The organism is Micromonospora sp. CA-263727 (genome assembly GCF_050942455.1).
GTDB lineage: Bacteria > Actinomycetota > Actinomycetes > Mycobacteriales > Micromonosporaceae > Micromonospora.
On sequence record NZ_CP192031.1, the window covers coordinates 2,798,677 to 2,811,691 of the forward strand.

Annotated in this window: 10 protein-coding genes and 1 pseudogene; 7 read left to right on the forward strand and 4 right to left on the reverse strand. The window is 72.8% G+C overall.

All coding sequences use genetic code 11. The features are described from left to right. The first annotated feature begins 25 nt into the window (after positions 1 to 25). Genes ACQPYA_RS12415 through ACQPYA_RS12435 form a run of 5 tightly spaced genes read left to right on the forward strand, consistent with a single transcriptional unit; the run spans position 26 to position 7,401 of the window. On the forward strand, positions 26 to 811 hold the full coding sequence (locus tag ACQPYA_RS12415; protein ID WP_278168858.1) for a thioesterase II family protein: 786 nt from the start codon (positions 26 to 28) through the stop codon (positions 809 to 811). Beyond that, positions 811 to 2,763 (forward strand): methylmalonyl-CoA mutase family protein, encoded by a 1,953-nt coding sequence (locus ACQPYA_RS12420; RefSeq protein ID WP_433532742.1) that lies wholly within the window; start codon positions 811 to 813, stop codon positions 2,761 to 2,763. The genes ACQPYA_RS12415 and ACQPYA_RS12420 overlap by 1 nt, the downstream gene beginning before the upstream one ends. Continuing rightward, positions 2,760 to 4,931, forward strand: a complete 2,172-nt coding sequence (scpA, locus tag ACQPYA_RS12425; protein ID WP_278168860.1) for a methylmalonyl-CoA mutase — start codon at positions 2,760 to 2,762, stop codon at positions 4,929 to 4,931. Before ACQPYA_RS12420 ends, scpA begins: the two co-directional genes overlap by 4 nt. 2 nt (positions 4,932 to 4,933) lie before the next feature. After that, entirely contained in the window at positions 4,934 to 5,965 is a 1,032-nt protein-coding gene (gene meaB, locus ACQPYA_RS12430; RefSeq protein ID WP_278168861.1) for a methylmalonyl Co-A mutase-associated GTPase MeaB, read from the forward strand. 11 nt (positions 5,966 to 5,976) lie between these two features. Continuing rightward, positions 5,977 to 7,401, forward strand: coding sequence for an acyl-CoA carboxylase subunit beta (locus tag ACQPYA_RS12435; protein ID WP_433533484.1), 1,425 nt, complete (start codon positions 5,977 to 5,979; stop codon positions 7,399 to 7,401). Between the two features lie 78 nt (positions 7,402 to 7,479). Here ACQPYA_RS12435 and ACQPYA_RS12440 read toward each other — a convergent pair whose 3' ends face one another. The 4 genes from ACQPYA_RS12440 to dpgD all read right to left on the reverse strand — a co-directional run bounded on the left by ACQPYA_RS12440 (position 7,480) and on the right by dpgD (position 11,210). Beyond that, complete coding sequence (locus ACQPYA_RS12440) at positions 7,480 to 9,123, reverse strand: PQQ-binding-like beta-propeller repeat protein (protein ID WP_278168862.1); 1,644 nt, start codon at positions 9,121 to 9,123, stop codon at positions 7,480 to 7,482. Between the two features lie 139 nt (positions 9,124 to 9,262). Further along, the gene (locus ACQPYA_RS12445) at positions 9,263 to 9,787 is read right to left on the reverse strand and encodes a hypothetical protein (protein ID WP_433532743.1); all 525 of its coding nucleotides are present in this window, start codon (positions 9,785 to 9,787) and stop codon (positions 9,263 to 9,265) included. Between the two features lie 119 nt (positions 9,788 to 9,906). Beyond that, on the reverse strand, positions 9,907 to 10,284 hold the full coding sequence (locus tag ACQPYA_RS12450; protein ID WP_278168864.1) for a DoxX family protein: 378 nt from the start codon (positions 10,282 to 10,284) through the stop codon (positions 9,907 to 9,909). A gap of 119 nt (positions 10,285 to 10,403) precedes the next feature. Beyond that, positions 10,404 to 11,210, reverse strand: a complete 807-nt coding sequence (gene dpgD / locus ACQPYA_RS12455; RefSeq protein ID WP_433532744.1) for an enoyl-CoA-hydratase DpgD — start codon at positions 11,208 to 11,210, stop codon at positions 10,404 to 10,406. A gap of 342 nt (positions 11,211 to 11,552) precedes the next feature. On the opposite strand from dpgD, the gene ACQPYA_RS12460 reads away from it, so the two are divergent. Together ACQPYA_RS12460 and ACQPYA_RS12465 are read left to right on the forward strand one after the other, a co-directional pair. After that, positions 11,553 to 12,374 (forward strand): hypothetical protein, encoded by an 822-nt coding sequence (locus ACQPYA_RS12460; protein WP_433532745.1) that lies wholly within the window; start codon positions 11,553 to 11,555, stop codon positions 12,372 to 12,374. Then, positions 12,331 to 12,939 (forward strand): annotated as a pseudogene (locus tag ACQPYA_RS12465) (transposase); the annotation flags it as partial. The gene ACQPYA_RS12460 and the pseudogene ACQPYA_RS12465, both read left to right, overlap by 44 nt. Between the last annotated feature and the right edge of the window lie 76 nt (positions 12,940 to 13,015).

Sequence of the window (13,015 nt, forward strand, 5' to 3'; positions counted from 1 at the left end):
CCGTGACCGCATCCGAGGGGATCCGATGACCACGATCGAAGCCGGTACGGTGAGCGACGCCTGGCTCCGCCGGTTCCATCCGGTGCCGGGCGCCGCCGTACGGCTGCTCTGCCTGCCGCACGCCGGCGGCGCGTCGAGCTTCTACTTCCCGATCTCCGCCGCGCTGTCGGCGCTGCCCGGCGCGCCGGTGGAACCGCTGGCGGTGCAGTACCCGGGTCGGCAGGACCGGCGGCACGAGCCCGCGATGACCAGCATCCAGCAGTTGGCGGCGCACATCACCGACGCGGTCGGGCCGTACCTCGACCGCCCGCTGGCCGTGTTCGGGCACAGCATGGGGGCGCTGGTCGGCTTCGAGGTCGCCCGGCGGCTGGAGGCGCGCGGGCACGTTCCGGCAGTGCTGGTCGTCTCCGGGCGGCGGCCGCCGGGGACCACCGGACCGGCCGAGGACCTCCACCGCCGTCCGGATGCCGAGGTGCTGGCCGAGGTCATGGCGCTGCACGGCACCAGCCCCGGGCTGCTCGACGACGAGGAGATCGTCCAGATGATCCTGCCCGCGTTGCGCGCCGACTACACGGCGGTGGAGACCTACGACCACCGGGCCGGGCCGTTGACCTGCCCGATCATTGCGTTCGCCGGGGACGCGGACCCGCGGGTGACACCGGCGGAGACGGACGGCTGGGCCGCCTGCACCCGGGCCGCGTTCAGCCGGCGGGTCTTCTCCGGCGGGCACTTCTACCTCGGTGACCGGCCGGCCGAGGTCGCGGCCGCGATCGCGGGGGCGCTGCCGTCGCCCGGCCCGGGGAGGTCGTGATGAGCATCGTGGCGAACTCGCCGGCCGGTTCGGCGGCGGACCCACCGGCTGGTTCGGCGGTGGACTCACCGGCTGGTTCGGCGGCGGACCTACCGGCCGGCTCGGCGGCGGACCCGCCGGCCGATTCGCCGGTCGACGTGTGGCGCCGGCTGGCGCTCGGCGTGCTGCGTAAGAGCGGCCGGGCGGACGCGGACGCGACGACCGACGACGTCGACGCGCTGCTCGCCTTCACCACCTACGACGGGATCACGTTGCCCGCCCTGCACACCGGCACGGCGGACCGCCGGCGGACGGGGCGGCCCGGCGCGGTGCCGGTGACCCGGGCCGGCCGGGCCGACGGCGGGAGCTGGCGGGTCCGGCAGCGGTATCCGGAGACCGATCCGGTGGCGCTGCGGGACGCCGTCACGGCCGGCATCGCGGGCGGCGCCGACTCGGTCTGGCTACCGGCGATCGCGGCCGCGCTGCCGGAGGCGCTGGCCGGGGTGCCGTTGGACCGTACCGAGGTGGTGCTCGACGCGGGGGAGGGGACCGAGGAGGCGGCCGACGCCCTGCTGCGGCTGGCCCGTGACCGGGGCGTACCGGCGGAGGCGCTGACCGGCAACCTCGGCGTCGACCCGCTCGGCATGCTCGCCCGTACCGGGCAGTCCGCTGGCGAGGCGGTGCTGACCGCGCTCGCGGCGCGGGTCGCCGGGGCGTACCCGCGGCTGCGGGCCGGGACCGTCGACGCCACCGTCTACCACGACGCCGGTGCGTCGGACGCCGAGGAACTCGCCGCCTCCCTCGCCACCGGCGTCGCCTACCTACGAATGCTCACCGGCACCGGCACCGGCACCGGCACCGCTACCGCCACCGGCACCACCATCGCCGGTGGCGCCGGCACCGGGCTCGGGATCGCGGCTGCGCTGGGCCAGTTGGAGTTCCGCTACGCGGCCACCGCCGACGTGTTCGGCACCATCGCGAAGCTCCGCGCGGCCCGTCGGCTGTGGGCCCGGGTGGCACAGGCGTGCGGCGGCCCGGTCACCGTGCAGCGGCAGGCGGCGGTGACGTCCGGGGTGATGATGACCGTCCGGGATTCGTGGACCAACGCGCTGCGGACCACCGTCGCCGGTTTCGCCGCGGTCGTCGGCGGCGCCGACGCGCTGACGATCCAGCCGTACGACGCGAGGCTCGGCGGCGTGGACCCGGTGGCCCAGCGGCTCGCCCGCAACACCCACGCCCTGCTGCGCGACGAGGCGCACCTGGCTCGGGTCGCCGATCCGGCCGGCGGTTCCTGGCATGTCGAGGCGCACACGGACGCACTGGCACACCGGGCGTGGGAGGTGTTCACCGAGATCGAGCGCGCCGGCGGGATGGCTGCGGCGCTGGCCGGCGGCATGATCGGCGACCGGATCGCCGAGACCTGGCGGCGGCGGGCGGCGAACATCGCGCACCGCCGTGATCCGATCAGCGGCGTCAGCGAGTTCGCGAATCTGGCCGAACAGTCCACCGCCCGCCCCGTGCCGCACGGTCCCGCCGGTGGTCTGCCGGTCCGTCCGTACGCGCTGGCCTTCGAGGAACTGCGCGACCGGGCGGACGCGCACGCGCGGCGGACCGGCGCCCCGCCCCGGGTGGCGCTGGTGCCGCTGGGACCGGCGTCCGCCCGCGCCGGTCGGCTCGCCTTCGCCGCGAACCTCTTCGCCGCCGGCGGCATCGCCACGGCCGAGATCGCACCCGGTGATCCCGGTGATCCCAGTGATCCCGGCCCGCCGGTCGTCTGCCTGTGCGGCGGTGACGCCGACTACGCCCGGCAGGCCGAGCCGGTCGCCGCCGCGCTCCGGGCCGCCGGCGCGGTACGGGTGTGGCTGGCCGGCCCGCCGGCAGGCTACACGGGTGTCGACCGCTACCTGCACACCGGCTGCGACGCCGTCGAGGTGCTCACGGAAACCCTCGACGACCTGGGAGTACTCCGATGATCCCGGACTTTTCCCGCATGCCGCTCGGCGACGACGTGCCTGCCGTGCCCGGTCCCGCCCCGGCCGTCTGGACGACCCCGGAGGAGATCGACGTCCACACCCTGCACACGGCGGACGACCTCGACGGCCTGGACCTGGGCACCATGCCCGGCCTGCCGCCCTACCTGCGTGGTCCCTATCCGACGATGTACGCCACACAGCCGTGGACGATCCGGCAGTATGCGGGGTTCTCCACCGCCGAGGAGTCGAACAGTTTCTACCGCCGCAACCTTGCCGCCGGCCAGAAGGGCCTTTCGGTCGCCTTCGACCTGCCCACCCACCGGGGCTACGACTCCGACCATCCCCGGGTCGCCGGAGACGTCGGCATGGCCGGCGTGGCCATCGACTCCATCCTGGACATGCGGCTGCTCTTCGACGGCATCCCGCTGGACCGGACCAGCGTCTCGATGACGATGAACGGCGCCGTCCTGCCGATCCTGGCGCTCTACATCGTCGCGGGCGAGGAGCAGGGCGTCGCGCCGCACCAGCTCGCCGGGACCATCCAGAACGACATCCTCAAGGAGTTCATGGTCCGCAACACCTACATCTATCCGCCGGGCCCGTCGATGCGGATCGTCGCGGACGTCTTCGCCTACACCGCGGCCCGGATGCCCCGGTTCAACTCGATCTCGATCTCCGGCTACCACATGCAGGAGGCGGGGGCGACGGCGGACCTGGAACTGGCGTACACGCTCGCCGACGGCGTGGAGTACCTGCGCGCCGGCGTGGGCGCCGGGCTCGACGTCGACGCGTTCGCGCCCCGGCTGTCGTTCTTCTGGGGGGTGGGCATGCACTTCTTCATGGAGGTCGCCAAGCTCCGCGCCGCCCGGTCGCTCTGGGCGCGGCTGGTCGAGGGCTTCGGCGCCCGTGACCCCCGCTCACTCAGCCTGCGCGCGCACTGCCAGACCTCCGGCTGGTCGCTGACCGCGCAGGACGTGCCCAACAACGTGGTACGCACCTGCGTGGAGGCGATGGCGGCCACCCAGGGGCACACCCAGTCGCTGCACACCAACGCGTTGGACGAGGCGCTGGCGCTGCCGACGGAGTTCTCCGCCCGGATCGCCCGCAACACGCAGTTGATGCTCCAGCACGAGTCCGGTACCACCCGGGTGATCGACCCGTGGGGCGGCAGCGCCTATGTCGAACGGCTCACCCACGAACTGACCCGGCGGGCCAGCCGCCATCTCGACGAGGTCGCCGCGGCCGGTGGCATGGCCCGGGCGATCGATGCCGGGATACCCAAGCTGCGGATCGAGGAGGCCGCCGCGCGGACCCAGGCGCGCATCGACTCCGGGCGGCAGCCGATCGTGGGTGTCAACCGGCTCCGGCCGGAGACCGAGACCCGCCTGGAGGTACGCCGGGTGGACAACTCCGCGGTGCGCGCCCGGCAGGTCGAGCGACTCCGGGAGCTGCGTGCTGCCCGGGACGACGCCGCCTGCCGCGCCGCGCTCGCCGTGCTCACCGGTGCCGCCCGCGAGACGGCCACCGGGGCCCGCAGGCCGGGCCTGGACGGGAACCTGCTGGCGTGCGCGGTCGACGCGGCCCGGGCCGGCGCGACCGTGGGCGAGATGTCGGCGGCGCTGGAGGAGGTCTACGGCCGGCATGCCGCGCCGATCCGGGCCGTCACCGGCGTCTACCGGACGGAGACGGGCGAGGACGGCGCGACGGCGCGGGCCCGGCAGGCGACCGACGAGTTCGCCCGGGCCGAGGGGCGCAGGCCGCGGATCCTGGTGGCGAAGATCGGGCAGGACGGCCACGACCGGGGCCAGAAGGTGGTTGCCACCGCCTTCGCCGACCTCGGGTTCGACGTGGACGTCGGCCCGCTGTTCCAGACGCCCGCCGAGGTGGCCCGGCAGGCCGTCGACGCGGACGTGCACGTGGTCGGCGTCAGCTCACTCGCCGCCGGGCACCTGACGCTGGTTCCCGAGCTGCGCCGCGAGCTGACCGCGCTCGGCGCCGGCGACACGACGATCGTGGTCGGCGGCGTGGTGCCGCCCGACGACCACGACGCGTTACGCGCGGCCGGGGCAGCGGAGATCTTCGGCCCGGGTACGGTGCTCGCGGACGCCGCGATCCGCCTCGTCGCCCGGCTGCGGGAGCGCATCGGCGCCACCACGGGGGAGGGTTGACCGTGGGGCGGGTCCCGGCAGACGTGGCCGAGTGGGCGGCGGCGATTCGCGCCGGCCACCGCACGGCCGTGTCCCGGGCGGTGACGCTGGTGGAGTCGAGCCGCCCGGCGGACCGGGAGACGGCACGGCGACTGGTGGTGCTGCTGGACCCCTATGCCGGGTCGGCGCATCGGATCGGGATGACCGGCCCGCCGGGCGTCGGCAAGTCGACGCTGATCGACGCGCTGGGCCTGCGGCTGACCTCCGGGAGCCACCGGGTCGCGGTGCTGGCGGTGGACCCGTCCTCCACCGTGAGCGGCGGCAGCATCCTCGGCGACCGTACCCGGATGGCGCGGCTCTCCGCCGACCCGCGCGCCTACGTGCGCCCGTCGCCGAGCGGGGGAGCGCTCGGCGGCGTCACGGAGGTCACCGCGGAGGTGATGACCGTGGTCGCGGCGGCCGGCTACGACGTGGTGATCGTGGAAACCGTCGGCGTCGGTCAGTCCGAGACCGCGCTGGCCGACCTCGTCGACACCTTCGTGGTGCTGGCCATGGCCGGGGCCGGCGACGACCTACAGGCGATCAAGATGGGCGTACTGGAACGCGCCGACATCGTCGCGGTCACCAAGGCCGACGGTGCGGGCGCGGACGCGGCCCGGGCTACCGCCCGGGAGATTTCGGCGGCCCGCCGCCTGGCCGGTTCGGTACACGGGCGGCGACCGCCGCCGGTCGTGCCGTGCAGCGCCCGTCTCGGCACCGGCCTGGCCGAGCTGTGGAAGCGCATCGAGGAGCACCATGCCGGCGCGGATCTGCCCGCGCGGCGCGGCGCGCAGCGGGCGGCCCAGTTGCGTGCCGTAGCGCGCGACTCCCTCTGGGCGGAGACGACCGCCGACCCCGGGCTCGCCGGCATCGTGGCGGCCGCGGAACGGGACGTGCGGGCGGGTGGGCTCAGCGTCGCGGCGGGAGCCGAACGGATCGCCGCCGCGTTCCGCTCGCGGCTCCGGCCCGACGGACAGCGGAGCAGATCGACCGGACCGACAGGGAGACCTCAGTGACCTCGACGATCATCCCCGCGCAGCCGGCGCCGGCCGGCCCCGCGACCACCGATCCGCGCGATCCGGCGCTGCGCGTCGCCGCCCTGCTCGACCCGGGCACGGGGGAGCCACTGCACGCCCCGGACGACAGTGGTGTGCTCGCTGTGCGGGGACGCATCGACGGGTCGACCGTCGTCGCCTACTGCACCGACGCCCGTTCGATGGGCGGTGCGCTCGGCGCCGCCGGCAGCGAGCACATCATCCAGGCGATCGACACGGCGGTACGGCTGCGGTGCCCGGCCGTCGGGCTGTGGCACTCCGGCGGCGCGCGGCTGGCCGACGGCGTCGAGTCGATGGACGGTGTCGGTCGGATGTTCGCGGCGATGACCCGCGCGTCCGGCCGCATCCCGCAGCTCTCCGTGGTCCTCGGGCCGGCCGCGGGCGCCGCCGCCTACGGACCGGCACTGACCGACATCGTGGTGATGGCCGAGGCCGGCCGCGTCTTCGTCACCGGACCGGAGGTGGTGCGGTCGGTCACCGGAGAGGTGATCGACATGGCCAGGCTCGGCGGTCCGGAGGCGCACGGCCGCCGGTCCGGCGTCGTGCACGTGCCGGCCTCGTCCGAGGCGGACGCGCTGCGCCGCGCCCGGCGGCTGGTGAACTACCTCGTGCACCCGGGCGCCTTCGACATCGCGCAGACCCGCGCGCCCCGCGACTTCCGGGCGCTGCTGCCGGAGTCGCCTCGGCGCGCCTACGACGTGCGCCCCCTGATCCGCCACCTGCTCGACCACGACGAGGAGGAGCCGTTCACCGAGCTTCAGCCGCGCTGGGCACCGAACATCGTCGTCGGGTTCGGGCGGCTCGCCGGTCGCGCCGTGGGGGTCATCGCCAACAACCCGCTGCGCAAGGGCGGCTGCCTGGACTCGCTCAGCGCGGAGAAGGCGGCTCGGTTCGTACGCATGTGTGACGCTTCCGGTGTGCCGTTGGTCGTGGTGGTCGACGTACCCGGCTACCTGCCCGGAGTCGGCCAGGAATGGGACGGCGTGGTGCGGCGCGGCGCGAAGCTGCTGCACGCCTTCGCTGAAGCCGTGGTGCCCCGGGTGACGCTGGTGACCCGCAAGGCGTACGGCGGCGCGTACATCGCGATGAACTCCAAGTCGCTCGGCGCGACCAGGGTGATCGCGTGGCGGGAGGCGGAGATCGCGGTCATGGGGGCGGAGGCCGCCGTCGGCGTACTGCACCGCCGGCAGTTGGCCGCCGCTCCGGACGCCGAGCGCGAGGAACTGCGGGCACGGCTGATCGCCGAGCAGGTGCGCGTGGCGGGCGGAGTCGACCGGGCGCGGGCGCTCGGCGTGGTCGACGAGGTGATCGATCCCGCCGAGACCCGGCAGCGGGTGGCGGTCGCGCTGGCCTCCGCGCCGGGTGGCCGGGGACACCACACGAACATCCCGCTCTGACCGCCTGGGACCGTCTCCGTGCAGGTGTACACGGATGGGGGGAACGGGAAACCCGCTCCCCCCATCACAACCACTCTGCTAAAGGCCGTACGCCAGGAGCACGAAGCCCTTGTCGCTCGGATAGAACGGCCGGTATCCCGAATGGACGTAGAGCATGCCCCGGCTCACCACGGCCCCGCCGCCGGCCGACACCGCACTACCGCGCCCCGCCAGCCCGTTCACGCCCGCGTAGTCCTGGATCGTGTCGTGCTGCCACAGCACCCGGCCGGTCGCCGCGGAGTAGGCGCGCATCTTTCCGTCCGAGCTACCCTCCCAGACCAGGCCCGGCGTGGAGGTGACCGCCGGACCATGCGCCAGGTCACAGGTCTCCGGGTACGCTGCCGCGCCTCCCCACGAGCATCCGTCCGCCGGGTTGGGCGTCGACCACAGGATCGCACCGTCCGCCGGGTTCAGCGCGAAGAGCGTGCCCGGATCCGCCTGGTAGGTAGCGACATAGAGACGGCGGCCGTCGTAGCTGGCGCCCCACATGATTCCGGAGAGCCCGCTGTTCGGCATCGGCTCCGACAACTGCCGCTGCCACACGATCTCGCCGGTCCGTGCGTCGAAGGTGTGGTAGACCCCGCTCTTCTGCCCGATCCCCACCAGCCGCCGGCCATTGACCGTCATCAGGTTGGGCAGCGCGCCGAAGTCGAAGTCGAGCGCCGTGCCGTCTTGCAGACCGGGGCAGTAACCCGGCGGCACGTTCGGGTTCGCGCAGAGTACCCGCCACGAGTCCGGATGGGTCATCTGCCGCTTCCACCGCACGGCACCGGTACGCGCGTCGAGGGCCAGCACGGTGTCGCTGTCGCCGGTCGTACCCGTGTAGTTCTGCCCGGTCCCGACGAAGACGGTGCCGGTCTCCCGGTCGATCACCGGCGAACTCCAGACCCCGGCGCCGGAAGGCTCGTAGCGGGTCGCTCCGCTGGGCCAGGTGCCGACCGCCTGCGGTTCCGGCACCGTGTAGTACCGCCAGCGTAGCTGGCCGGTCTCCGCGTCGATCGAGTCGAGGTGGCCACGGAAGGTGCAGCAGGCGTGGTCGACCCCGCCGACGTTGTCCCCACTGGACACCCCGACGTAGAGCCGTCCGCCGTGGTACTGCGGCGAACTGGTGACCATGGCGGCCGGGTGACTGTCCAGACGGGTACTCCAGACCAGCTCGCCGGTCCCCAGCGCGAGCGCGTAGAGGTAGCCCCGGTAGTCGCCGAAGTAGACCTTGCCCGCGGCGACCAACGGTCCGTTGCGGACCACCGCCTGCCCGACGCCCGGCTCGACGGTGTTCAGCGCGAAGGTCCACCTGGTCGCACCGGTCCGGGCGTCCACGGCGTAGAAGTAACCGTCGGGCCCGCCGAAGTACATCGTCCCGCCGACCACGGCGGGCTGGCTGCCGGAGGTGAGCACCGGCACCTTCGGGAAGGCGAAGGCCCATTTGAGGCGCAGGCGGCCCACGGTCGCCGGCGTGAGCGTGTGCTCGGCACCGTTGAACCGCGAGCCCTCCAGGTCCCGCTGCCAGGACGGCCAGTCCGCCGTCCCGGGCCGGAGCGCCACTCCGGCGGGCCCGGCCGGTACGGCACCCGGCGGGGCGGCCCGCACGGCGCCGGCCGGGCCGGTGAGCGCCGCGGTGGCCGCGCACAACACGGCGACCAGCAGCGCGGTACGGCGCCGTACGCGTGTCAGTGCAGTCATGCTTCTCCTCGATGTCCCTCGGTTGCGCCTCCGGTGAAACCGGCCGAGAGCACGGCCGGGAAACAACGTCCGGCGCCGCCGTTCCGGACCCGGCTCAGCGGGATCCGGAACGACGACGCCGGCGCTCGGTCGAAACGGCTCAGTAGACGAGCGTCACGTCGGCGACCGGCGGGTTGCTCTGCACGAGACAGGTGACCGTGTGGTCCCCGGTCGTGATGGCCACGTCGCCGGGACGGAAGAGGTAGGCCCCGTAGGCGGTCGCACCCACCTGGGCCACGCCCCCGGTGAAGGTCACGGTCTCGCCGATGTGCACCGGGTCCGGGTTGGTCAGCGGCGTCGAGGCGACCGAGCCGCTCGCCGCGCCGCTGTACGACAGGCTCACGGCCACACTGGTGCCGTTCGCGGGCTGCTCCGACGGGCTCGGCGACCGGGTGTCCAGCCGGACGCCGATCTGGATGGTGCTGCCCTTGCGCGCGAGCGTCGGCGCCGACAACGTCACGCCGATGACCTGGTCGGTGCTCGGCACTCCCGGAGCGCCGCACGAGTAGGTCACGTCGACCGTGCCGGCGACCTGGGCCGGCGCGGCCGTCGCCGCGGCCGGTGCGGACAGCAGGACAGCCGCCGTCACCACCGCCGCGGCAGCCCCCGTTCGAATTGCTCTCATGGTTTCCTTTCATTGGCCGAAAAAGAGTGCCGACAAATGTCCGGCACGCCGACGACGGTACCAGCGGGCTACCTGGCGCACAGCCCTTACGAGCCCCTATCGAGAGCAGCCACAAGGGGTCAGAACTGGTAATCGCCGAAGCGCCCCCAGGCGACAAAGGAAGCCATCAGGCAAAGCGCCGGAGGCAACACGTAATAGGGCCACCGGGCGGCCCGGACCGCAATATTGGCGAAGAGGCCGAGGAACATCATGACGGCGAGGCCGACGCCGGCGACCGGGGTCAGTACGGTGGCCACACCGGTCAACGGTGGCAGGATCATGGCAAGGGCGCCCGCCACCTCCGGCACTCCGAGCGCGCGAATGCCCCAGTCCGGAAAGAGGCGGGTGTATTCGTCCTCGGCACGCAGCTTCGGGATCGGGACGACGAACTTTGCCACGCCCGCCATGATGAACACAATCGCCAGAACCAACTGACAGGTCCACAGCAGTACATTCATCGCGTTACCGCACCCCGCTCCGAACCCGATTCGAACATCGCATCCGGAGGCTATCGGCGACGCGTCTGTAGCGGGACCCCTAGCACCCCTTATCCATGCACCACCCCGTAGATCAAGGGTCAGCGGCCCTCCCAGCGCGGCTCACGCCGCTCCGCGAACGCGCGGGGCCCCTCCACCGCGTCCCGGCTGACCATCCGCCGCTGCTCGCTCTCGAATCGGGTGGAGAACGCCTCCGGCAGCGGCATGTCGACGGACCGCAGCACCGCCTCCTTGATCGCCCGAACCGCCAGCGGGGCGCTGCGTAGCAGATCGTCCACCCAGCCCGCCACGCACTCGTCCAGTTGCGCGGCCGGCACCACGTCGTTGACCAGCCCCAGTTCCAGGGCGACCGACGCGGGCATGCGGCGGCCGGTCAGCAGGTAGCCCATCGCCACCTTCAGCGGCGCCTGACGAGCCAGCCGGAACGCTCCACCCGCGCCGGGCACCAGCCCCAGCCGGGCCTCGGGCAGCGCGAAGACCGACCGGTCGGACGCGACGACCAGATCGCAGGCGAGCGCCAGCTCGAAGCCGCCGCCCAGCGCATAGCCGTCCACCCGCGCGACAACCGGCTTGAGCAGCGAGAACCGCTCGGTGAGCCGTGGCCAGCCCGGGTGCCCGCGACTGCCGAACGTGGTCGGCGGCGCCCCCTGCTCGTTCAGCCGGGCCCGCTCACGCAGATCCTGCCCGACCGAGAACGCACGGTCGCCGGCACCGGTCAGCACGATCACCCGGACACCGTCGTCGGCCTCCGCGTCGTCCCAGATCCCGGCCAGCTCGGCGTGCATGTGCGTGTCCATGGCGTTCAGTACCTCGGGACGATCGAGCGTCACCCATGCGACGTGATCGCGTTTCTCGTACCGCACCCGCGGCCTGTCGTCCTCTGCCATCCACCCTCCTCGGTCTGCCTGCGCGGAACGGTCGCACATCGGCGCCGGGCCGTCCACACCTGACAGTCCGCTCGGAAGAGCCGGCACGCGGCGGGGCCGCCGAGGGGCCGACCGGCGGTCCACACCCACCGACACCCTGCTCGGTCCCGAAGTCGACCGCCGGCTTCAGGGCTAACCCGGATGGCTGATCCGACTTCAGGTCGGATCCTGGGGCCATGAGCGGGATCGAAGAGAAGCACCAGGAACTGCCGGGTCAGGGCCGGGGCCGGCCGTGTCGCTGCCAGGTCGCGGTGCCCGGCGGCCGGAGCCTCGTCCACCTTCTGCACTGACGGGAGAGAGACCATGGACACCTTCCTCGGCCAGCCGATCACCGGCGGCGTCAACGCGACCATGGCCCAGGTCCTCACCGAGGTGGAGGACGACCTGTGGCGCACGTGGAAGGCATCGCCGGACGAAGCGGACTTCCACCCCTGGGCCGGCCTGGTCGAGCCGATCATCGGCACCCGACCCGGCGACGGCCGGCACGCCACCGGAGCCGCCGTCGACCTCAACGTGACCACGTGCCCGTACATCGTCACGCGCACCGGTGAGACGTACGGCGGCGAGGCGGCCGCGCACGACCAGCAGGAGATGCGCCGGCGGGTGGTCGAGGTCTACGACCGGGCGGTCGCGTTCTTCACGGTCAGCGGCCGGCGGTCCGACACCAGCATCCGGGTCAACGACACGATCGAGTTCACCTACGACCGGTTCCGGGAGCTCTCCGACGCGCTGGTGTTCTACCTGTCCTGGGCGGTCTCGGCCGTTCACGTGCGGGTGAACCGGCCGCCCATCGCGGAGGCACACGCCCTGCCCGACAGCCATCCGGCGCTGCGCGCGATCCCCGCATCCGAGCTGGCCCGACCGGCCGAGGCCGCCATCCCGGCGATCGAGTTCCTCTACGCCGACGAGTTCTGGGCCCAGAACCACCAGGGCTGGCCGTACGGGCCGGAGCAGCAGTACTGGCAGATGCTGCGCGACTACGAGACCGTCCGCACTCCGATGTTGCACGGCAACCCGGCCCGGCCGATCAGGGTCTGTAAGAACAACGGTGTAACTCCTGACAAGCGAGGAGACACCTCTGATGACGGTCATCACGGACACAGCGGATACTTCCGCAGTGCCTGAGAACGAGACGACGAAGCGGTCCCGGAAGCCGGCCTCGGCGGCGGGTGTGGACCCGGCCCTGGTCAACCAACTGGTCACCCAGGCCCGCGAGCAGGGCCTGCAACTGTCCGGTGAGGGCGGACTGCTGCAGCAGCTGACGAAGATCGTGCTGGAGTCCGCCCTGGAAGGCGAGATCACCGACCACCTCGGCTACGACCGGCACGACCCGGCCGGCGACGGCAACTCCCGCAACGGCACCCGGACGAAGACCGTGCTGACCGATGTCGGACCCGTGCAGGTCAACGTGCCCCGGGACCGGGCGGGTTCGTTCGAGCCGACGATCGTGCGTAAGCGCCAACGCCGCCTGTCCGGTGTGGAGGACCTGGTGCTGTCGCTGTCGGCGAAGGGTCTGACCACCGGTGAGATCAGCGCTCACCTCGCCGAGGTGTACGGGGCGGACGTGTCCCGCCAGACGATCTCCACGATCACCGACAAGGTCCTCGACGGGATGGCCGAGTGGCAGAACCGGCCCCTGGACCTGGTCTACCCGGTGATCTTCCTCGACGCGGTGCACGTGAGGATCCGGGCTCTGTCGCTGATCTTGTGATGTGGAATGATCCGTCGCCAACTCAGTGCTTTCGTTGATCATGTCCGGTGTGTTC